19 protein-coding genes are annotated in these 21,330 nt (G+C 68.4%); 5 read left to right on the top strand and 14 right to left on the bottom strand.

The annotated features are described in order from the left end of the window. Positions 1-43: 43 nt before the first annotated feature. Together K3A85_RS13030 and gyrB are read right to left on the bottom strand one after the other, a co-directional pair. Positions 44-292, bottom strand: a complete 249-nt coding sequence (locus tag K3A85_RS13030; RefSeq protein WP_225206957.1) for a hypothetical protein — start codon at positions 290-292, stop codon at positions 44-46. Next, positions 292-2,814 carry a DNA topoisomerase (ATP-hydrolyzing) subunit B gene (gene gyrB, locus K3A85_RS13025; RefSeq protein WP_225206956.1) on the bottom strand — a complete coding sequence of 841 codons (2,523 nt, stop codon included), beginning with the start codon at positions 2,812-2,814 and terminating at the stop codon, positions 292-294. The genes K3A85_RS13030 and gyrB overlap by 1 nt, the downstream gene beginning before the upstream one ends. Positions 2,815-3,012: 198 nt before the next feature. Between gyrB and K3A85_RS13020 the strand changes: the two genes are divergently transcribed. Beyond that, on the top strand, positions 3,013-4,440 hold the full coding sequence (locus K3A85_RS13020) for a M20/M25/M40 family metallo-hydrolase (protein ID WP_225206955.1): 1,428 nt from the start codon (positions 3,013-3,015) through the stop codon (positions 4,438-4,440). 175 nt (positions 4,441-4,615) lie between these two features. After that, positions 4,616-5,251: an HNH endonuclease gene (locus K3A85_RS13015; protein ID WP_225206954.1), complete on the top strand. Its 636-nt coding sequence runs from the start codon at positions 4,616-4,618 to the stop codon at positions 5,249-5,251. On the opposite strand, the gene K3A85_RS13010 is transcribed toward K3A85_RS13015, so the two are convergent. From K3A85_RS13010 to K3A85_RS12995, 4 genes are all read right to left on the bottom strand, one after another. Continuing rightward, entirely contained in the window at positions 5,224-6,465 is a 1,242-nt protein-coding gene (locus tag K3A85_RS13010; protein ID WP_225206953.1) for a TCR/Tet family MFS transporter, read from the bottom strand. The genes K3A85_RS13015 and K3A85_RS13010 overlap by 28 nt on opposite strands. Positions 6,466-6,501: 36 nt before the next feature. Next, positions 6,502-8,202 (bottom strand): M64 family metallopeptidase, encoded by a 1,701-nt coding sequence (locus K3A85_RS13005; RefSeq protein ID WP_225206952.1) that lies wholly within the window; start codon positions 8,200-8,202, stop codon positions 6,502-6,504. A gap of 75 nt (positions 8,203-8,277) precedes the next feature. Beyond that, on the bottom strand, positions 8,278-9,288 hold the full coding sequence (locus K3A85_RS13000) for an NAD(P)H-dependent flavin oxidoreductase (RefSeq protein WP_225206951.1): 1,011 nt from the start codon (positions 9,286-9,288) through the stop codon (positions 8,278-8,280). A 79-nt stretch (positions 9,289-9,367) separates the two neighbouring features. Then, positions 9,368-10,624, bottom strand: coding sequence for an aspartate kinase (locus K3A85_RS12995; protein ID WP_404822935.1), 1,257 nt, complete (start codon positions 10,622-10,624; stop codon positions 9,368-9,370). Between the two features lie 81 nt (positions 10,625-10,705). On the opposite strand from K3A85_RS12995, the gene ubiG reads away from it, so the two are divergent. Then, positions 10,706-11,431 carry a bifunctional 2-polyprenyl-6-hydroxyphenol methylase/3-demethylubiquinol 3-O-methyltransferase UbiG gene (gene ubiG, locus K3A85_RS12990; protein WP_225206950.1) on the top strand — a complete coding sequence of 242 codons (726 nt, stop codon included), beginning with the start codon at positions 10,706-10,708 and terminating at the stop codon, positions 11,429-11,431. 1 nt (position 11,432) lies between these two features. Here the strand turns inward: ubiG and K3A85_RS12985 are convergent, their stop codons facing one another. From K3A85_RS12985 to K3A85_RS12970, 4 genes are all read right to left on the bottom strand, one after another. Then, positions 11,433-11,837, bottom strand: coding sequence for an acyl-CoA thioesterase (locus K3A85_RS12985; RefSeq protein ID WP_225206949.1), 405 nt, complete (start codon positions 11,835-11,837; stop codon positions 11,433-11,435). 75 nt (positions 11,838-11,912) lie between these two features. Next, entirely contained in the window at positions 11,913-13,409 is a 1,497-nt protein-coding gene (locus K3A85_RS12980) for a GtrA family protein (RefSeq protein ID WP_225206948.1), read from the bottom strand. Between the two features lie 123 nt (positions 13,410-13,532). Beyond that, positions 13,533-13,880 (bottom strand): arsenate reductase, encoded by a 348-nt coding sequence (locus tag K3A85_RS12975; protein WP_225206947.1) that lies wholly within the window; start codon positions 13,878-13,880, stop codon positions 13,533-13,535. Continuing rightward, a complete protein-coding gene (locus tag K3A85_RS12970) occupies positions 13,877-14,188 on the bottom strand; it encodes an antibiotic biosynthesis monooxygenase family protein (RefSeq protein WP_225206946.1) in 312 nt (103 codons plus the stop codon). The genes K3A85_RS12975 and K3A85_RS12970 overlap by 4 nt, the downstream gene beginning before the upstream one ends. 73 nt (positions 14,189-14,261) lie before the next feature. Between K3A85_RS12970 and aroC the strand changes: the two genes are divergently transcribed. Then, entirely contained in the window at positions 14,262-15,332 is a 1,071-nt protein-coding gene (gene aroC / locus K3A85_RS12965; protein WP_225206945.1) for a chorismate synthase, read from the top strand. A gap of 10 nt (positions 15,333-15,342) precedes the next feature. Here the strand turns inward: aroC and K3A85_RS12960 are convergent, their stop codons facing one another. Further along, positions 15,343-16,116, bottom strand: coding sequence for an enoyl-CoA hydratase-related protein (locus K3A85_RS12960; protein WP_225206944.1), 774 nt, complete (start codon positions 16,114-16,116; stop codon positions 15,343-15,345). Between the two features lie 81 nt (positions 16,117-16,197). Here K3A85_RS12960 and K3A85_RS12955 point away from each other — a divergent pair, with 81 nt between their 5' ends. After that, entirely contained in the window at positions 16,198-17,508 is a 1,311-nt protein-coding gene (locus tag K3A85_RS12955) for a dicarboxylate/amino acid:cation symporter (RefSeq protein WP_225206943.1), read from the top strand. Between the two features lie 68 nt (positions 17,509-17,576). On the opposite strand, the gene K3A85_RS12950 is transcribed toward K3A85_RS12955, so the two are convergent. From K3A85_RS12950 to K3A85_RS12940, 3 genes are all read right to left on the bottom strand, one after another. After that, entirely contained in the window at positions 17,577-19,118 is a 1,542-nt protein-coding gene (locus K3A85_RS12950) for a Do family serine endopeptidase (RefSeq protein WP_225206942.1), read from the bottom strand. Between the two features lie 122 nt (positions 19,119-19,240). Beyond that, a complete protein-coding gene (hflC, locus tag K3A85_RS12945; protein ID WP_225206941.1) occupies positions 19,241-20,092 on the bottom strand; it encodes a protease modulator HflC in 852 nt (283 codons plus the stop codon). Between the two features lies 1 nt (position 20,093). Further along, entirely contained in the window at positions 20,094-21,260 is a 1,167-nt protein-coding gene (locus K3A85_RS12940; protein ID WP_225206940.1) for a protease modulator HflK, read from the bottom strand. Between the last annotated feature and the right edge of the window lie 70 nt (positions 21,261-21,330).

The following is a 21,330-nucleotide window of genomic DNA, read 5'->3' as shown; positions in this document are numbered from 1 at the left end:
TGCCGTTCAAGGGCCTTTTCCCCGTGAATGACCGCTGAACGCCTCAATTGGTCTCGCGTGCCAGCCGTGCGGCCAGCTCGGCGATCTCGGGCGGATCGAGCAGCCAGGTCCGCGTCTTGCGGCCCTCGCGGTGGACCGGCACGGTCAGCAGCACGCGCGCGTTGTCCCTCGCGTGCGGCTTGTAGAGCGAGAAGTGCAGCGCGCAGTCACGGATCGTGCCGATGATCGGGGTGCGCCCCTCGAGGTCGATCATCGTCGCCGGCTGGTCCCAGGGAATGTCCGCGGTCGACATCACACGTCCAGGTTGGCGACGTTGAGCGCGTTTTCCTGGATGAAGTCGCGGCGCGGCTCGACCACGTCGCCCATCAGGCGCGTCAGGATCTCGTCGGTGACGTCGGCGTCCTCGATCTTGACCTGCAGCAGCGAGCGGTTGTTGGGATCGAGCGTGGTTTCCCACAGCTGCTCGGCGTTCATTTCGCCCAGGCCCTTGTAGCGCTGGATCGACAGGCCCTTGCGCCCGCCGGCGAAGACCGCCTCGATCAGCTGCGAGGGACGGGTGATGTCCCCCTCCTTGGCCGCCGCGCGCGGGGCGGAGAGCGAGGCTTCCTCGGCTTCGCCTTCGGCCGCCTGCGGCGCCTCGACCGGCTCGGCTTCGACTTGCGCGGTCAGGCGAACGAGCCGTGCGGTCTGGGCGTAGACCTCGGCGTTCTCGGCGGCGAGCTTCGCCAGCTTGCGCGCTTCGGCGCTGGTGAGGAACCCGGCCTCGATCATGTGGTGGTCGGTCACCCCGCGCCACAGGCGCTGGATGTGATAGCCGCCTTCCTCGCCGAGGTCGGCCTGCCACTTCGCTTCGGGATCGCCGCGGTCGAGCCAGGCTGCGGTCCGCGCCAGCGCGGCTGCGCGGCCGGCGGCGTCGAGATCGGGATCGAGCGCGCCGGCGAGCGCCAGCGCCTCGATGATGTCGCTGTTGTAGCGGCGCGGCACGAAGCCCATCAGGTTGCGCAGGCGCAGCGCGTGCTCGACGAGGTCCTCGAGATCCTTGCCGCTGCGCGCGCCGCCCGAGGATTCGAGCATCCGCCCGGCGATCCCGGCCTCGACCAGGTAGCGGTCGAGCGCGGCGTTGTCCTTCAGGTAGACCTCGCTGCGGCCCTTGGCGACCTTGTAGAGCGGCGGCTGGGCGATGAACAGGTGGCCGTTCTTGATCAGGTCGGGCAGCTGGCGGTGGAAGAAGGTCAGCAGCAGCGTGCGGATGTGCGCGCCGTCGACGTCGGCGTCGGTCATGATGACGATCTTGTGGTAGCGCAGCTTGTCGAGGTTGAACTCGTCGCGGATGCCGGTGCCCATCGCCTGGATCAGCGTGCCGACTTCCTTGGACGAAATGATCCGGTCGAAGCGCGCGCGCTCGACGTTGAGGATCTTGCCCTTGAGCGGCAGGATCGCCTGGTAGTGCCGGTCGCGGCCCTGCTTGGCGCTGCCGCCTGCCGAATCACCCTCGACCAGGAACAGCTCGCACTTCGAAGGATCGCGCTCCTGGCAGTCGGCGAGCTTGCCGGGCAGGCTGGCGATGTCCATTGCGCCCTTGCGGCGGGTCAGTTCGCGCGCGCGCTTGGCCGCCTCGCGCGCGGCGGCGGCGTCGATGATCTTCTGGATCACCGCCTTGGCATGCGCGGGGTTTTCCTCGAGCCACTCGGTCATCTTGTCGCCCATCAGGCTCTCGAGCGGCTGGCGCACTTCGGAGCTGACCAGCTTGTCCTTGGTCTGCGAGGAGAACTTGGGGTCGGGCAGCTTTACCGAGACGATCGCGGTCAGGCCCTCGCGCATGTCGTCGCCGGTAAGGCTGACCTTCTCCTTCTTGAGCATGCCCGACTTCTCGGCATAGCCGTTGAGCGTGCGCGTCAGCGCGGCGCGGAACGCGGCGAGGTGCGTGCCGCCGTCACGCTGCGGGATGTTGTTGGTGAAGCACAGGACGTTTTCGTAGTAGCTGTCGTTCCATTCGAGCGCGACGTCGATGCCGATGCCGTCGCGCTGCGCCGAAATGGCGATCGGATCGGGCAGCAGCGCCACCTTGTTGCGGTCGAGGTACTTCACGAAGGCGGCGATCCCGCCCTCGTAGAACAGGTCGTGCTCCTTGACTTCCTCGCCCCGCTTGTCGCGCAGCAGGATGCGCACGCCCGAATTGAGGAAGGCGAGCTCGCGGTAGCGGTGCTCGAGCTTGTCGAAATCGTAGACGGTGACGTTCTTGAACGTCTCGTCCGAAGCGAGGAAGGTCACGCGCGTGCCCTTCTTGCCGTCCGGCGCCGGGCCCCGCACCGCGAGCGGCGCCACGGCGTCGCCGTGGGCGAACTTCATCCAGTGCTCCTGCCCGTCGCGCCAGATCGTCAGCTCCAGCCATTCGGACAGGGCGTTGACCACCGAGACGCCCACGCCATGCAGGCCGCCCGAAACCTTGTAGGCATTGTCGTCGCTGGTGTTCTCGAACTTTCCGCCGGCGTGGAGCTGGGTCATGATGACCTCGGCCGCCGAAACGCCTTCCTCGGGGTGGATGCCGGTGGGAATGCCGCGGCCGTTGTCCTCGACCGAGACCGATCCGTCGGGGTTCAGTTCGATCAGCACAAGGTCGCAGTGCCCCGCCAAAGCCTCGTCGATCGCGTTGTCCGAGACCTCGAACACCATGTGGTGCAGGCCCGAGCCGTCGTCGGTGTCGCCGATGTACATGCCCGGGCGCTTGCGCACCGCGTCGAGACCCTTGAGGACCTTGATCGCGTCCGCGCCATAGGAGTTGGTGTTGGGGGTGTTTTCGTTGGTGCTGGCCATGCATCGCACATAGGCATTCGGGCGCGAAATCCCAAGCAAATCCGGCCCGTTTTGCACAGCGTGGGCAGCTTTCGGAAGGTCGCCTGCGCGCGCCGCGCAAAGAAGCCCTTCCCCTCGTTCGCGAAAGGTGGTGGAAAGATTCATCCGAAACCGGAAGCAGCCGGGAAAACAGGGGGTATCGCCTTGATCCGCAAACTTTTGTCCGCAACCGCCGGCGCCATCGTGGCGCTCTGCGCCGCCGCGCCCGCCATCGCCATCCCGCCGCCGCCGCCCGGCGTCGACACCGGCGAGCAGGCCTTCCGCGCCACCTACAAGGAACTGGTCGAGACCAACACCACGCTCTCGTCGGGCAGCTGCACGCTCGCGGCCGAGCGGATGGCGGCGCGGCTGCGCGCAGCGGGCTTTGCCGACAGCCAGCTGACCCTGTTCGCGACGCCCGAGCATCCCAAGGAAGGCGGGCTCGTCGCGGTCCTGCCCGGCACGTCGAAGTCGCTCAAGCCGATGCTGTTGCTGGCGCACGTCGACGTGGTCGAGGCGCGGCGTGAGGACTGGACCCGCGATCCGTTCACGCTGATCGAGGAAGACGGCTACTTCTACGGCCGCGGCACCGTCGACGACAAGGCGCAGGCCGCGATCTGGACCGACATCATGGCCCGGTTCGCCAAGGAAGGGTTCAAGCCCAAGCGTACGATCAAGCTCGCGCTGACCTGCGGCGAGGAAACCTCGGGCGCGTTCAACGGCGCCGAATGGCTCGCCAAGAACCGCCGCGAACTGATCGACGCGGCCTTCGCCCTCAACGAAGGCGGCGGCGGGCGCACCAACGGCACGCCGGTCTCGAAGGGTGGCAAGCTCGAGGGGCTGTCGTTCCAGGTCGGCGAAAAGGCCTACCAGGACTTCACCCTGACCGCGACCAACCCCGGCGGCCACAGCTCGCAACCGGTGCGCGAAAACGCGATCTACGACCTGTCCGAAGGCCTGCTCAAGATCCGCGACTACCAGTTCCCGGTCGAATTCAACGACACCACCCGCGCTTTCTTCACCCGGATCGGTGCGTTGCGCGGCGATGCGGTGGGCAAGGCGATGATCGCGCTGGCGGCCAATCCGGCCGATACGGCGGCGCTCGCGATCGTCCAGCAGGACAAGATGCTCGCCTCGATGCTGCACACCTCGTGCGTGGCGACGCTGGTCGACGCCGGCCACGCGCTCAACGCACTGCCGCAGCGCGCCACCGCCAACGTCAATTGCCGCATGTTCCCCGGCCGCACGGCCGACGAGACGCAGGCCGCGCTCGCCAAGGCGATCGGCAACCCGGCGATCACCATCGAACAGCGCGTCAAGGACAAGCCGATCGCCAAGTCGCCGCCGCTCGACCCGGCAATCGTCGGCCCGGTCGAAAAGATCGCGGCGAAGTACTTCCCCGGGGTCACGGTCGTCCCGACGATGCTCACCGGCGCGACCGACGGCGTCTACATGGGCGCGGTCGGCATCCCGACCTACGGCGTTCCCGGCGTCTGGCTCGATCCCGACGGCAATGGCCTGCACGGCCTCAACGAACGGGTCGAGGTGAAGTCGCTGCTCACCGGCCGCGCCTACCTGACCGAACTGGTGCGCACGCTGGCGCAGTGACCCGGTGTGGCGGCGCGCGGCTGTGGATAGCTGCGCGCCGCCTCGTCGCAGCGGGCTTGACGCCGGAGTCGCAAGCGTGTTCCTTCCATCGCATGCGTCACGAAGCGGTCACGCAAGGTCCCCATTTCCTCCGCGTCAGGAGGCAATTGGCGATGCGTAAGGGCCGGACCGGAGCATGCTTCATAAGGCGCTGATCGAGCGGGCGGCTTCGGCCAGGCCCCACAGCGGCGATGCCGCCGCCCATCTGTTTTCCGGCCGGAATTCGCGTCATCTCGACGATTGCCCGGCGCTCGTGCTCAACGCCGACTACACCCCGCTGAGCTACTATCCGCTCAGCCTGTGGCCGTGGCAGACCGCGATCAAGGCGGTGTTCCTCGAACGGGTCGACATCATCGCGACCTACGACCAGGCGGTGCACAGCCCGTCGCTCGACATGAAGATCCCCTCGGTCATCGCGCTGCGCCAGTACGTGCGGCCGAACGAGTTTCCCGCCTTCACCCGCTTCAACCTTTTCCTGCGCGACAAGTTCTCGTGCCAGTACTGCGGCAGCACCGAACTGCTGACCTTCGACCACGTCGTCCCGCGCCGCCTCGGCGGGCGCACCACCTGGGAGAACGTGACCACGGCCTGCGCGCCGTGCAACCTCAAGAAGGGCGGCCGCACGCCCGCGCAGGCGCACATGCACCTGTTCGAGGAGCCGATCCGCCCGACCACCTGGCAATTGCAGGAGAAGGGCCGGGCCTTCCCGCCCAATCACCTCCACGAAAGCTGGCGCGACTGGCTCTACTGGGACGTCGAGCTGGAAAGCTGAGGCTCGCGCGCCAGCACGCCCGCGCCCTTCAGGAACAACGCGAGCGCGACCAGCGAAATCGCCGCCGAGATCAGCAGCGGCATTCCCGGCAGGTGCACGATCGCATCGGGACCGCTGAACCGCGCCAGCGCCTGGGTATAGAGCACGGGGCCGAAGATCGCCGCGATCGAGCCGATCGACTGCACCGCGCCCTGCAGCTCGCCCTGGCTGCGCGCGTCGATCGCGCGGCTGTTGAGGCCTGCGATCGACGGCTGGATGAAGCCCTGCAAGGCCCCCACCGCGATCGCCAGCCAGACCTGCCAGTGCCGCGTCGCGGTCGAATACATCACCGCCGCCGCGCAGACCCCGGCGATGCCGAGCACCACCGCGCGCCGCTCGCCCAGCTTCGGCAGCAGCAGGCGCAGGCCCACGCCCTGAACCAGCGCGCTCGAGAATCCGACGAGGGCGAGCCCGATCCCGACCTGCTGCGTGGTGAAGCCGTAGGCGGCGATGGCGAAGTACGACCAGGTCGAGGGATAGACGATATGCGCCAGCTGCCACACCCCCAGCGCCGCGACGAACCACAGCACCGCGCCGTTCTGCTTGCGCAGCGCCTGGAGCGAGGCGAGCGCGTTGGCCTTGCGCCAGTCGAACGGTCGGCGGTTCTCGGGCACGAGGGATTCCCTGAGGAAGACCAGGCCGAACAGGAAGTTGGCCAGCGCCATCGCGCCGGCGAAGGCAAAGGGATAGCGCGGGTTGATCGCGCCGAGCAGTCCCCCGATCGCCGGGCCGACGACGAAGCCGATGCCAAAGGCCATGCCCATCATCCCGAAGCTCGCCGCGCGCTTCTCGGGCGGGGTGACGTCGGCGATATAGGCATAGGCGGCCGAGAAGCTCGCCCCGGTGATCCCGGCGATGATGCGGCCGAGCACCAGCCAGCCCATCGTCGGCGCCAGCGCCTGGATCAGGTAGTCGCAGGCGAGCGCGAGGATCGAGGCGAGCAGCACCGGCCGCCGCCCGAACCGGTCGGACAGGTTGCCGATGATCGGCGCGAACACGAACTGCATCGCGGCGTAGCCCGCGCCGAGCCAGCCGGCATATTCGGCTGCGGTCGTGATCGGCACTTTCGCCAGGTGCATGATCAGGCCCGGCAGCACCGGGATGACGATCCCGAACCCCAGCATGTCGATCAGCACGATGGCGAAGACGAAGCCGATCGAGGCGCGGTGCTGCACGGGCGAAATCTTTCCGGGGTTGGCGTTTGCCGCGCTCTAGAGCACGAAATCGCTCGCCGCCAGCACCGTTGTTCCGGCAATCGAAAGCATGAAGTCGGCAACCCCGTCGCCGTTCTGGTCGCCGTAGACGAGCGTCACGGTCGCGCCGTATTCGCAGCGCAGCTCGCCGATCTGCGCGTCGGAGGTGTCGAACGCGGCGGTGCCGAGGAAGACGAAGCCCTGGTCGCCGGCGTGGCCGGCGCGAATGTCGCCGTCGACCGCGGACAGGTCGATCTTGTCGCCCTTGGCGAAGTCGGAGATGCGGTCGCAGCCGGTCCTGGTCAGGGCGCCGAAGTCCCCGTCGTCGAACACGAAGCGGTCCTTGCCCGCGCCCCCGCTAAGCACGTCGCGGCCCTTGCCGCCGATCAGGAAGTCGGCGCCGTCCCCGCCCGCCAGCCGGTCGGCGCCCGCGCCGCCGTAGAGGCGGTCGACGCCGCCCCCGCCGGCAAGGTTGTCGTCGCCGGCATTGCCGTAGATCTGGTCGGCGCCGAGGCCGCCCGTCACCTTGTCCTTGCCGCCTCCGGCCTCGACCCACGACAGGCTCGTCGCCGTTCCCTGCAGCACGATCGAATCGGCATCGCCGCTGCCGCTGACGAAGAAGTTGTCCGCCGCGGTCGCCGCGAACGCGTGGTTCGAGGCATCGAGCGTGACCTTGACCAGGTGCAGCGCGAAGCTCTCGGTTTCGGCGCTGCCGGCAAGGACCGAAGCCTTGCGCACCAGTCCGGTGCCGTCGGTGACGGTGAGCGAGACGGCAAGGTCGATCGCGCCGTCGTCGCGGCCGAGGATCACGCTGCGCAGGTCGAGCGCCGCGCTGTCGCCGCCGGTGGCGGTGCCGTCGACCGACCAGGCGAAGTCGAACAGCTTGTTGTCCGGCGTGGTCACGCCGAGCTTCGTCAGCACCGTCTGGCGCTGCGCGGTGACGAGGTTTTCGGTTGCGCCGTAGAACCGGTCGATGAAGGCTTCCTTCTCGGGCGCGCTGAACGGCGTGTCGAGGTAAAGCATCTTTGAGGTTTCGGTCGCGCGCCAGACTCCGGTCGCGCGGTAGTAGCCGCCTTCATAGACGCCGACCGTGCCGAGTTCGTCGGTGTATCCAATCCAGTCCTTCCATGGCACGTCTTCGGGGGAGGACTTGGTCGAGACATGCGCGCTGTGGTCCAGCACCGACAGCGGGTAGCTGTTGGCGATCGCGGTATCGACGTATTCGTCCTGGAGCCCGGCAAAGCTGTGGCCGATCTCGTGCAGCGCGATCTCGAACGAGAGCGGGTTCCCTGCCGTCGCCCAGGCGACATCGCCCCCGGCCCCGCCATACTTGTCCGAATTGATCAGCACGATGACGATGTCGCGGGCGTTGCCCGACAGGTCCGACAGCGCCTGGTTGACCTTGCCCGAATTGCCATAGACGAGCCGTCCGTCCGAGAGGTACGCCTTCGAGCCGAACGCGGTGTCGCGGGTCTCGGTGTTGGTGCTGTAGCCCGACTGGTTCGAAGCGACGAACACGGCGGACGCATTTATAATCGTAGAGTACGTCGCGAAGGGGTCATTCAGCCGAGAATTGTCCTTCGACAGGATGTAATCGCTGGCATTCTTCGCATCGGCGAGAAACTTGTCGCGTTCCTCGGCAGTATATCCTTCGGCGACGAATACGATATCGATACGATCGGCGCTGGCGCCAGTTGTGCGGATCGATGTGATGTCCACGGTCGGGGCCCTCGATTCGACTTGCTGAAGGCCGTAGAATTACAGACGCAGCGCGGCTGGGCAAGCCGGCTTGGCTTACGCGCGGGTGAGGGCGGCCTCGCTCTCGGCCAGCAGCTGCGCCATGATTGCGGCGACCGGCTGTTCCTGCGTGACCATGCCGACCGACTGCCCGGCCATGACCGAGCCGTTCTCGACATCGCCGTCGATCACCGCGCGGCGCAGCGCGCCGGCCCAGAAGTGCTCGATCTCGAGCTGGGCGGCGGCCATGTCGACGCGGCCCTCGTCCAATGCCTGCGCGACTTCGCGCTGCTTGGCGGTGAACGCCTCGGTGCCCTTGTTCTTGAGCGCGCGCACCGGGATCACCGGCAGCCGCGGGTCGATCTGCACACTCGCCACGGCATCGCGCGCGTTGGCGCGGAAGAAGGCCTGCTTGAACGCAGGGTGCGCGATCGATTCGCTGGCGCAGGCAAAGCGCGTGCCGAGCTGCACGCCCGCCGCGCCCATCTCGAGGTAGCTCGCGATCGCTTCGCCCCGGCCGATGCCGCCGGCAACGAACACCAGGTGCTCGGCGGCGAGCGCGGGGAGGAATTCCTGCGCCAGCACCGAGGTCGAGACCGGGCCAATATGGCCGCCCGCTTCGCTGCCTTCGATCACCAGCGCATCGGCGCCCGAACGGAACAGCTTCCTGGCGAGCGCGATCGTCGGGGCGAACACGATGACCTTGGCGCCGAATGCCTTGATCGCCTCGACGCTGCCCTTGGGCGGGATGCCGCCGGCGAGGACCACGTGGCCGACCTTGTGCCGCGCGCAGACCTCGATCAGGTCGAACAGCGCGGGGTGCATGGTGATGAGGTTCACGCCGAAGGGCTTGGCCGTCAGCGCCCTGGTGCCGGCGATCTCCTTGTCGAGCAGTTCGGGGGTCATCGCCCCGCAGGCGATCACGCCGAAGCCGCCGGCATTGCTGATCGCGGCGACGAGATTGCGCTCCGACACCCAGCTCATCGCCCCGCACAGGATGGCGTGCTCGGTGCCGAGGAACGCCGCGCCGCGCGCCATCAGCGCCGAAGTCCTGGGGGTGCTGGTCATCGCGTCTTGCCGTCCGTCCGTTGCAACTTGGCCCGCGCCCTTAGGCGTCGCGGGCCTGTCGGGCAAGTCGCAGGGCGCTTCAGGCGGCGTCGAGCCCGTAGGCGGTGTGCAGCACGCGCACCGCGAGTTCGACCTCGTCGGCGTCGATCAGCACCGAGACCTTGATCTCGCTGGTGCTGATCGCCTGGATGTTGATGCCGCGGTCGGCCAACGCCTTGAACATCGTGCTGGCGACGCCCGCGTGGCTGCGCATGCCGACACCGACCACCGAAACCTTGGCGACCTTGCTGTCGGCGATCATGCGGTAGAAGCCGATCGCCTCCTTGCGCTCCTCGAGCAGCGCTTGCGTGCGCGCGAGGTCCGACTGCGGGCAGGTGAAGGTGACGTCGGTCTCGCCCTTGTCCTTGGCGATGTTCTGGATGATCATGTCGACGTTGATGTTCGCTTGCGCGAGCGGCTCGAAGATCGACGCGACTGCGCCCGGGCGGTCGGCGATGCGGGTCAGGGTGACCTTGGCTTCGTTCTTGTCGGCAGCGATGCCGGTGATCAGCTGGCGTTCCATATCCAATCCTTCGAGTTCCTCGTCGGAAACAATCATCGTGCCGGGGATGGTGTCGGCGGCGGGCGCGTCGTCGTCGATGAACGAGGACAGCACCTGCACGCGCACCTTTTCCTTCATCGCGAGGCTGACCGAGCGGGTCTGCAGCACCTTCGAGCCGACCGAGGCGAGCTCGAGCATTTCCTCGTAGGTCACGTGCCGCAGCTTGCGCGCCTTGGCGACGATGCGCGGGTCGGTGGTGTAGACACCGTCGACGTCGGTGTAGATGTCGCAGCGATCGGCCTTGACCGCCGCCGCCACCGCCACCGCAGAAGTGTCCGAGCCGCCACGGCCGAGCGTGGTGATGCGGTTGCCGGCGGTCAGGCCCTGGAAGCCCGGGATCACCGCGATCTCGCCCGCCGCCATGCTGGCCAGCAGTTCGTCCGAATCGATGCCCTCGATCCGCGCCTTGGCATGGGCGTCGTCGGTGCGCACCGGCAGCTGCCAGCCGAGCCACGAACGCGCTTTGCAGCCGAGCGCCTGGAGATGCATCGCGAGCAGGCCCGAGGTCACCTGCTCACCGCTCGCGACGACGACATCGTATTCTGCCGGGTCGTAGAGCGCGCTCGCCTCGCGGCAGAAATTGACCAGCCGGTCGGTCTCGCCGGCCATCGCCGAAACGACCACCGCGACCTCGTGCCCGGCGGCCTGCTGGCGCTGGACGATCCGGGCCACACGACGGATGCGCTCGGTTCCGGCCATCGAAGTGCCGCCGAATTTCATCACGATCCGGGCCACGCCACGCTCCCAACGGTTACAGTAACAATCTTTCGTGCATGGCCGGTGGACCATGCGAGAGCGGCGCTTTAGGGATGGGTCATGCGCAATGCAACCACGATCCGCCCCGCCGAAGCCTCGCACTTTGGCAAGCTCGCCGCCGACTGGTGGGACCCGAAAGGCTCCTCGGCTATGCTCCACCGGCTCAACCCGGTGCGCCTCGGCTTCATCCGCCAGGCGATCGATTCGCACTTCGGCATCGATTCGCGCGCGTTGAAGCCCCTGGCGGGCAAGCGCGCGCTCGACGTCGGCTGCGGGGCAGGGCTGCTCGCCGAACCGCTCGCGCGGATGGGCGCGGCGGTGACCGGGGTCGACGCGGCGGAAGAGAACATCGCCGTCGCCAGTGAACATGCCGCCGCTTCAGGCCTCACCATCGACTATCGCCACGGCGAGATCGGCGCGCTGGGCCTCGCCGGCTTCGACCTCGTCACCTCGATGGAAGTGGTCGAGCACGTGGCCGACAAGGCGGCCTTCGTCGCGGCGCTGGCGGCCAGCCTTGCCGAGGACGGGCTGATGGTGCTCTCGACCCCCAACCGCACCGCTGCGTCACGGCTGCTGCTGGTCGAGGGCGCCGAGCGCATGGGCATGGTGCCGCGCGGCACGCACCACTGGCAGGATTTCGTGACGCCGGTCGAACTGCACGACCTGCTCGCTGACGCAGGGCTCGTCATGGGCAATCCGATGGGCATCGCGTGGGGGCCGACGCGCGGCCTGCACCTGTCGGACGATCTTTCGCTCAACTACATCGTCACCGTGACGAAGCGCTGAGCTACTCCGCCGAGGGCAGGAACTTCTCGACCAGCTCGCGCGCCAGCCGCGCCGGGCGCAGCGTGGAAGCATCGAGGCAGCACCAGCTGGACTTGACCTCGGCCAGCACGTCCTCGCCGCGCTTGATCACCGTCTCGTAGAACGCGCGGGCGCCCTGGACCTTCTCGAGGATCACGTGCGCGATCACCGTGTCCTCGAGGAAGGTAGGGCGGCGATAGGTGATCGAATGCGTCGTCGCCACCCAGAGGTACTGTTTGACCGCCTCGACCGGCGCGAAGGCGCGCCAGTGGTCGACCACCGCGTCCTGCACCCACTTGAGGTACGAGGCGTTGTTGACGTGCCCCATGAAGTCGATGTCCGCCGGATCGACGGTGATGGCGAAAGTGTGTGGGACCGCGTTGCTCACATCGATGTAGATAGCACACCCGGCGGCCTTCGCACAGGGTGCCAAGCGTATCCTTTTGTGTCCGTTCCCGCCCTTTTAGGGGGCCCGGCGCAGCAGCACCGAATCGCCCGATGCCGCCACGCGCCGCCAGCCGGGTTCGGCGAAGTCCGGCGCCACGCCGACCAGCCAGACCCAGCCGACCCCGGCGCCGATGGTGCGCATCGCCTCGCGCACACCGGGCCAGCCTTCGCAAGGCTGCTCGTAGAGCATCCCGTGCGCTTCGCGATCGAACGGCGCGGCGGCGGGATTGTGGACGCTCAGCAATTGTCCCGCGGCCTCCTGCCACTGCCGGCTGTCGAATGATTCGCGGCGGATCAGCGCGTAGCCCGAAATGTGGTCGCGGCGGTTGCGGTCCCAGTCGAGATCGCCGCCGCAGCGGTGCGGCACCAGCGTCACCACGTTGCTGCCGCGCGGCAGGCGGTCGAGCACCGCCACGGTCCGCTCGAACTGCGCCGAATGCCGCATCATCGAAACCGCGTTCCCGCTCCAGCGCGCGCCGACGACCAGCAGGCCGAGCACGGTCAGTGCGGCGACGAGCTTGGGGCCGGCGTTATCGGCCGGGCGCACCGCAATGAGGAACAGCACGAAGACCAGCGGCACCAGCCGCATGTCGGCGTATTGCGCCTCGAAGATCATGTCGGGGATCAGCACGTAGATCGCCAGCATCGCCCAGGCGAACAGGGCGAGCGAGGGATCGCGCACCATGCGGCCCGATCGCCAGAACAGGTAGATCGCGATTGCGGCGGCGAGCACCGCGCCCATGTCCCAGCCTTGCCAGCTGTCGCGCAGCACCTGCACCGGCCAGATCAGCTTGTCGAAGGTGAGGTGGTAGGAGAACGGCTCGACCCTGGCGTGGCGGGCGAAGAGCGCGCCGACCAGCGGGCCGAAGCTGAGCGGCCAGAGCGCAAGGCCCGCGCCCGCCAGCACGCGCCAGGCAGGACCGCCCGCCCGGTGCCGCTGCGCCACTTCGTGCGCGAAGGCGCCGACGACGAGCACTGCCAGCGCCACCAGATGGCAGATCCACAGGAGCAGCCCCACCGGCACGAAGATCAGCGCGCGGCGCGAGGCGGGAAAGGTGCGCCCGAGGTGGATCCACCCCGCCAGCGCGACCAGCGCCGCGCCCGATCCCAGCCAGAAGTTGAGGAAGCCGAACTGGAACGGGAAGGCATAGACGAAGGGCAGCGCGAACAGCGCCGTCGGCACGAACTTTCGGTGCACCACCCGCGAGAGCAGCAGGATGCCCGCCGTCTGCGTGCCCAAAGCCAGCGCGACGATCACCCGCAGCGCCGGCTCCGGCCCGATCAGCGGCAGCAGCGCTTGCGCGAGCAGATCGCAGCCGAGATTGGCGACGAGGCCCCAGCGGAAATCGTACCACTGGCGCAGCACCGGCGAGGCGCCGTGATCGACCTGCACGATCCAGCGGGCAAGGTGGCCGGGCGCATCGACCAGCGGCGGCGCGGTGACGAAGGCCATCGGCGCCATTGCCAGCAGCACGAAGGCGACGATCGCCCAGCGGCTTTGAAGTACGGGCAACAACGGAAAATCCGAGCGTCCCGCGCGATCCGGGGCGCTTGCGGCGGCAGGGAAGGGGGCGGCGCTGGGCTGGCTCATCGCCCGCACTTGTCGCGGAGGTATGGTTAAGCCGGCGTAAACGGCTCAGCCGAGCGCGGCGGCCCATTCCTCGGGCTTGAACCCCACCAGCAGCCCGCCCGGATGCTCGACGATCGGCCGCTTGATGACCGAGGCATTGGCCGCCAGCACCGCCGCCGCGCCATCGCCGGCCAGCGCGTCCTTCTGCGCCTCGTCGAGCTTGCGGTAGGTGGTCCCTGCCTTGTTCACGATCCGCTCGCGCCCCGCCTGCGCGATCCAGCCGGCGATGCGCTCAGGGTCGGCGCCCTGCTTTTTATAGTCGTGGAAGGCGTAGGCGATGCCTTGGCCTTCGAGCCAGGTGCGCGCCTTCTTGACGGTGTCGCAGTTGGGAATGCCGTAGACGGTAACGCTCATCGTTCGGACCTGTCGAAGTGGTGGTGGCGCGCGGGGGTGCCGGCGAACAGGGTGTAGCTCTCGTAGTATTCGGCGCGGCCTCGCGCCTGCACGGCGGCGTGGTCGGCCTGCCGTCGCCAGCCGAGCGCCGCGGCCTCGTCGGCCCATTCGGACAGCGCGATCACTTCGCCATCGTCGGCCGTGTAGCTCTTGAACGAGAGGAACCCCGGCTGAGCGCGGGCGAGGTCCTCCATCGCCTGCGCGTCGGCGGCATAGGCGGCGGCGTCTAGGTCGGCGCGCTTGCGGTTGCGGAAGACGACGAGGTACATGGGCCAAGTCCTAGCGCGCCGGGTTGGCCGGGCAATGGACTTTTGCGCGCGCTTGCGACAAAGCCCGTGCCCCATGAGCCTGAACAGCTTCGGACACGTGTTCCGCTTCACCACCTGGGGCGAAAGCCATGGCCCCGCGCTCGGCGCGGTCGTCGACGGCTGCCCGCCGGGCCTCGCCATCTCCGAAGCGGTGATCCAGCCCTTCCTCGATGCCCGCCGCCCCGGCCAGTCGCGCTTCACCACGCAGCGGCAGGAACCCGATCAGGTGAAGATCCTCTCGGGCGTGTTCGAGGGGCGCACCACCGGCACGCCGATCAGCCTGATGATCGAGAACCTGGATCAGCGCTCGAAGGACTATGGCGATGTCGCCAAGGCCTACCGCCCCGGCCATGCCGACTATGCCTATGACGCCAAGTACGGCTTTCGCGACTATCGCGGCGGCGGGCGCTCCTCGGCGCGCGAGACGGCGGCGCGGGTGGCGGCGGGCGGCGTCGCGCGGCTGGTGATCCCGGAGGTGAAGATCACCGCCTGGGTCAGCGAGATCGGTGGCGACCGGATCGACCATGCCCGCTTCGACGAAGCCGAGATTGCCAACAACCCGTTCTTCTGCCCCGATGCAGCGGCGGCGCAGCGCTGGGAAAAGCTGGTCGACGACGCGCGCAAGGCCGGCTCGTCGCTGGGCGCGGTGGTCGAATGCGTGGCGCAAGGGGTGCCCGCCGGCTGGGGTGCGCCGCTCTATGCCAAGCTCGATGCCGAACTGGCCCACGCGATGATGGGGATCAACGCGGTCAAGGGCGTGGAGATCGGCGACGGCTTCGAAGCCGCGCGCAACACCGGCGAAGGAAACGCCGATCCGATGCGGCCGGGCGAAGGCGCGCCCGAATTCCTCGCCAACCACGCGGGCGGGATCGCGGGGGGCATTTCGACCGGCCAGCCGGTGGTGGTACGCGTGGCGTTCAAGCCGACCAGTTCGATCCTCACCCCGATGCCGACGATTACGCGCGAAGGCGAGGCGACCGAGCTGTTCACCAAGGGCCGCCACGATCCTTGCGTCGGCATCCGCGGCGTCCCCGTGGTCGAAGCGATGATGGCGCTGGTCCTCGCCGACCAGAAGCTGCTCCACCGCGCCCAGACCGGGCGTTAGCGCCGGAGGGTCAGCGCCCTTTCCACTGCGGCGCGCGCTTTTCGGCAAAAGCCAGGGCGCCCTCGCGGGCGTCCTCGCTGCGGCGCCACGCGGCAAAGGCGGGATAGCTCTCCTGTGCCCCGATCGCCGCTGCCACGCCCGGCTCGTCCAGCCCGCGCATCACCGCCTGCTTCGACGCGCGGATCGAGAGCGGCGCGCCCTTGAGGATCGCCTCGACCCAGCCCCGCGTCGTCGCTTCCAGCTCGGCATCGGGCACCACCTGCGTGACGAAGCCCAGCCGCTCGCCTTCGACGGCGTCGACCTGCCGCGCAGAAAGGATCATGCCCATCGCCTTTTTCAGGCCGATCTGTCGCGCGAGGCGATGGACGCCGCCGCCCAGCGCGACCGCGCCGACCAGCGGTTCGGGCAGGCCGAACCGCGCGCTTGTCGCGGCGATGATCAGGTCGCAGGCGAGCGCCACCTCGAACCCGCCGCCCAGCGCCAGCCCGTTGACCATGGCGATGATCGGCTTGTCGCAGTCGAACCGCTCGATCAGCCCGGCATAGCCGTGGGCCGGGTAGTCGCGATGCCCGTTCGCGACCACCGACTTGAGGTCGGACCCCGCGCAGAACGCGCGGCCTTCGCCTGTCACCACGCAGACCCACTGCTCGGGATCGGCGGCGAACGCGTTGAACGCGGCTTCCAGTTCGTCGTGCATGTCCGCGTCGATCGCGTTCAGCACCTGCGGGCGGGCAAGGCGGATCCAGGTGACCCGGCCCTCGCGTTCGATCCTGATCCTCTCCACCGGCGTCTCCCTTGTCGCGTTTGCCCTATGCCTAGCCAGCGGTTAGTCTGCCGCGCAACAATCTTGCGGGGACGACAGACCTTGGGCCGACGCCTTACCCTTTACATCGTGATCGCCATGATCGCCGGAATCCTGACCGGCTTCGCGCTCAACCGCGCCTATCCCGCCGACAGCCCGACGCTTGCCGCGATCGCCGATGCGCTCAAGCTGCTGCCCGAGGTGTTCCTCCACCTGATCAAGATGATCATCGCCCCGCTGATCCTGGCGACTCTGGTCACCGGCATCGCCAGCATGGGCGACAGCGCCGCGCTCGGCCGGATCGGCGGGCGGGCGCTTGCCTGGTTCATCACCGCCAGCCTGATCTCGATCGGGCTCGGCCTGGTCCTCGTCAACCTGTTCCAGCCGGGCGTCGGCCTGCAGTTCACGCCGGCGAGCCCCGTCGGCGACCTCGCCACCGCCGATTTCACGCTGCGTCACTTCGTGCTCGAGATCTTCCCGACCAGCGTGTTCGAGGCGATGGCCAAGAACAACGTGCTGCAGATCCTGGTGTTCTCGCTGTTTGCCGGCGTGGCGCTTTCGGCGATCGGCGAGAAGGGGGCGCCGCTGCTGCGCGGTACCGATGCGCTCGCCACGCTGATGCTGACGATCACCGACTACGTGATGCGCGCCGCGCCCCTGGCGGTGTTCGGCGCGCTCGCCTCGGTGGTCGCGACCAAGGGCCTGTCGATCATCGTCACCTACGGGGTGTTCGTCTCGGAATTCTACTTCGGCCTGCTGCTGCTCTGGGTGCTGCTGCTGGGCATGGGCGGCCTGTTCCTGGGCAAGCGCGTCCTGCTGCTCGCGCGCTACATCCGCGAGCCGCTGCTGCTTGCCTTCTCGACCGCAAGCTCCGAATCGGCGCTGCCCAAGCTGTTCGAGCAGCTGGACCGCTTCGGCGTGCCGCGCCGGATTTCCGGGTTCGTGCTGCCGCTGGGCTACTCGTTCAATCTCGACGGCTCGATGATGTACACCAGCTTCGCGACGATGTTCATCGCGCAGGCCTATGGCATCCACCTCTCGGTCGGCCAGCAGATCGCGATGCTGCTGACGCTGATGGTGACGAGCAAGGGCATCGCCGGGGTGCCGCGCGCGAGCCTCGTGGTCATCGCCGCCACGCTGACCCAGTTCGGCCTGCCGCTCGAAGGGATCGCGCTGCTGCTGGGCGTAGACACCTTCCTCGACATGGGCCGCACCGCCACCAACGTCGTCGGCAACGCCGTCGCCACATCGGTCATCACCCGGTGGGAGGGCATGCTGCAGGTGCCGCTCGATCCCGACGCCGACGAAGCGCAACCGCCGTTCGACACTCCCGAACAGGGGCGCCGCGGACTGAACCTCGATTCGGGGCAATAACCCGCCGACGAAAAAGGCCGCCCCGGCATCCCGGGACGGCCTTTTTTCTGTCGGCGATGCCGGCGCGATCAGCGCAGGCGGATCGGCACGTAGAGCGCGGGCTGGCCGCGGCGCTGGATGCGCAGCAGCACCGCCTCGCGGTTCTCGGCCTTGGCCTGGCGGATCACCGCCTCGAGGTCGGAGAGCGTCGCCACCGCCTTGTAGTTGGCCGAAAGCACGATGTCGCCGCGCTGCAGGCCCTTGGCGGCCGCGTCGGCCGAGGTGTCGACCGCGGTGATGACCACGCCCTTGGTGTCCTCGCCCGCGCCGAGCTGGCGCGCGATCTGCGCGGTCAGGGGAATCGCGGCAATGCCGAGCGACTGCTGGATCGCGGGGCCCGCGGTCTGCTTGTCGGCGCCGGGCTTGGCGAAGCCGTTGTCGTCGTCGTCGTCCTGCGAATCCGGGTCGAACCGGTTCTGCGCCAGCTCCTCCTCGCTCGGACGCTTGCCGACGACCGCCTGGACGGTGAGGCGCTGGCCGTTGCGGATCAGCTCGATCGGGATGCGCTTGCCGGGCGCGGTGTTGGCGACGAGGAACGACAGCGTCTGGTCGGGGGTGACCTCCCTGCCGTCGACCGAGACCACGACGTCGCCCGCCTGGATGCCGGCCTTGGCCGCGCCCTGGCCGGGTTCGACCGACTGGATGAACTCGCCGCGCTTCTTGGCGAGGCCCAGCGAGGCGGCAAGGTCGTCGGACAGCTGCTGGATGCGCACGCCGAGGTAGCCGCGCTCGATCGCCTGGCCGCTGCGCAGCTTGTCGACGATCGGCGCGGCGATCTCTGCCGGGATGGCGAAGCCGATGCCGACGCTGCCGCCGGTGGGCGAGAAGATCGCGTTGTTGATGCCGATGACGTTGCCGTTCATGTCGAACATCGGCCCGCCCGAGTTGCCCCGGTTGATCGACGCGTCGGTCTGCAGGTAGCGGTCATAGGCCGAGCCCGAGCCGGTGTTGCGATAGACCGCCGAGATGATCCCGCTGGTCACCGTGCCGCCGAGGCCGAACGGATTGCCGATCGCGATCACCCAGTCGCCGACGCGGGCGTGGCGCGAATCGCCGAACTTCACGAACGGGAAGGGCTTGGTCCCGACGATCTTGAGCACCGCGAGGTCCGAGGCCGCGTCGCGGCCGATCAGCTTGGCGGGATAGTCGGTGCCGTCGGTCATGGTGACGGTGATCGATTCGACCTCGCCCTGGCCGTCGGCGGTGATCACGTGGTTGTTGGTCACGACATAGCCGTCGGCCGAGATGATGAAGCCCGAACCTAGCGACTGCGCCTCGCGCGTCTGCGCTCCGCCCTGGCCGCCACCGAACAGGTCGCCGAACGGCGTGCCGGCAAAGGGGTTGTTGGGCTGGACCTTGACCCGCTGGCGGGTCGAGATGTTGACCACCGCCGGCTGGAGCTGCTGCGTCAGGTCGGCGAAGCTTGCCGGCGCGCCCGCGCGGGGCACCACGTTCTGCATCTGCGCGGAATCGTTCTGCGCCACCTGGGCGCCGGCCGGAAAGCCCGTCACCAGCGTCGCCGCGCTGCCGGCAAGGAGCAGCGCCGTTGTCACTCCGTAAGCATATCGCACGTGGCTCGTTCCTCTTGTCCTGAATGCGTTGGCGGCTCACGCTCTCACGTGGATGCCGCTCCCGATCCCCGTCCGCGATCAACGCTTCGTCGCATGAACGAGGATTGAATGGCGCTGTTCCGTCACTTTCCGCGGAATTGCCGCAGGTATTCGTTGTCGGGCGAAAGCACGATCGAGGTGCTCGAACCCTTCTGCGCGAAGGTCGTATCGTAACTCTGCATCGCGCGATAGAAATCGTAGAACTGCGGATCCTTGCCGAAGCTGTCGGCATAAGTGCGCGAAGCGTCGGCCTCGGCCTGGGCGCGGATGATCTGCGCGTTCTTCTGGCCCTGCGCGCGGATCGTCGCCGCTTCCTGCTGGCGCGCGGTCGCCATCCGGGTGAACGCCGATTCGAGCGGCGCGCCGTCGGGCAGGTCGGCCCGCTTGATCCGAACGTCGATCACCTGCGCGCCGTATTCGCGCGCCTCGGTGTCGAGCCCCTTGCGGATGTTGGCCATGGCCTGGCCGCGTTCGGCGGTAAGCAGCGAGGCGAAGGTGCGCTTGCCCAGTTCCTGGCGCAGCACCGAATTGAGGATCGGCTGGAGCTGCTCCGAGACCCGATCGACAGTGCCGGCGGTCTCGTACATCTTGACCGGGTCGATCACGCGAAAGCGGGCGTAGGCGTCCACTTCCAGCCGGCGCTGGTCGGCGCTGGTCACCTGCTGGCGCTCCATGTCGACGTCCATCACCCGCTTGTCGACCCATACCACCGTCTCGAAGAACGGGATGCGCCACGAAAGGCCCGCTCCGGTCTGGCCGAAGTCGGCGTTGGGGCGGAAGCGGTTGATCACCCGCTGCGGCTCGCCCAGCCGGACGATCACCGCCTGCTTGGTCTCGGGCACCACGATCAGCGTGCTGGCGAGCGCCACGATCGCGACGATCACCGCGATGATCGCCGCCTTCTGCTCGGCCCACAGGCGTTCGAGCGCATCCATGTCAGTTCGCCCCCCCGTTCGCGGCATCGCTGGGCTCGTCGCTCGGACGGCGCTTGATCTCGGGCAGCGGCAGGTACGACTGCACCCCCGGGGTCTCGACGATCACCTTGTCGGTCTGGCTCAGCACGCGCTCCATCGTCTCGTAGTACATGCGCCGGCGGGTGACGTCGGGCGCGAGCTTGTACTGCTCGTAGACCTTGTCGAAGGCCGCCGCCTCGCCCTGCGCGCGCGCGGTCAGCTGCTGCGCCCAGGCTTCGGCGCGGTTGACCTCGCTCTGCGCGTCCTGCTGCGCGGCGAGCACTTCCTTGAAGGCGTCGACCACCTTGGCCGGCGGGTCGGTCTTCTTGATCTCCACGCCCTGGATCTTCACGCCCGAGCGATAGGCGTCGAGCACGCGCTGCATCCGCTCGCGCACGTTCTGCTCGATCGCGGCGCGGCCCGAACCCATCGCATCGTTCAGCGTCACTTCCGCGATCGAGGCGCGCATCGCCGCCTCGGCCACTTCGCGCACGGTCTGGTCGGGCTCGGCCAGCTGGAAGGAATAGAGCTTGAGGTCCTTGATGTTCCAGCGGACCAGGTAGGTCAGGTCGACGAGGTTCTGGTCGGCGGTCAGCATCAGCTTCTCGCCTTCGCCCTCGGGGATCGATTCCCGGCGGATCGAGGTCACGTCCTTCACGTTCACCGTCTGCACCGGCCAGGGCAGGGTCAGCGCCATGCCGGGGTGCAGCGTGCGCGAATAGGAGCCGAAGGTGGTGACCACGCCCTGCTCCTGCGGGGCGATGCGATGGACCATCGAGGTGCCCAGCCACAGCAGCACGAACGCGGCGATGCCGATCGGCACCCACGACTTGCCGTCGGGCCGCTGCGGCAGGCGGAACGCGGGGCCGCCGGCGCCGCCGCCGGTCAGGCCGCCGAGCGCGCGCTTGCGGAACAGTTCCTCGATGCTCGGCCCCTTGCGCGGCTCGGCCGAACCGGGCGGCAACCAGGGATTGCGGGGGCCTTCGCTGCGCGGGCCTTCGCCGCGCTGGCCGTCCTGGGCGGGCGGCGGAGCGGGCCGGTCGCCGCCCGGCGTCCCGCTCCCGGGCGCGGCCTCGCCGCTCGCAGCCTCGCCGTCCGCGGCCTCGCCATCGGCGCCCGGGTCGCCCCAGGGGCTCTTCTTGCCCGCCATCGCGCTGCTGGTCCCGGGCAGGGGTCCGGGCCCTGCGCCTGCTCCACCGAAATCCGTCATGCCCGATGTT

Origin of the sequence: Novosphingobium huizhouense, assembly GCF_020179475.1 — a bacterium.
GTDB lineage: Bacteria > Pseudomonadota > Alphaproteobacteria > Sphingomonadales > Sphingomonadaceae > Novosphingobium > Novosphingobium huizhouense.
Note: the sequence above shows the minus strand (reverse complement) of the source record. Positions and strands in the feature narration are given on the sequence as shown.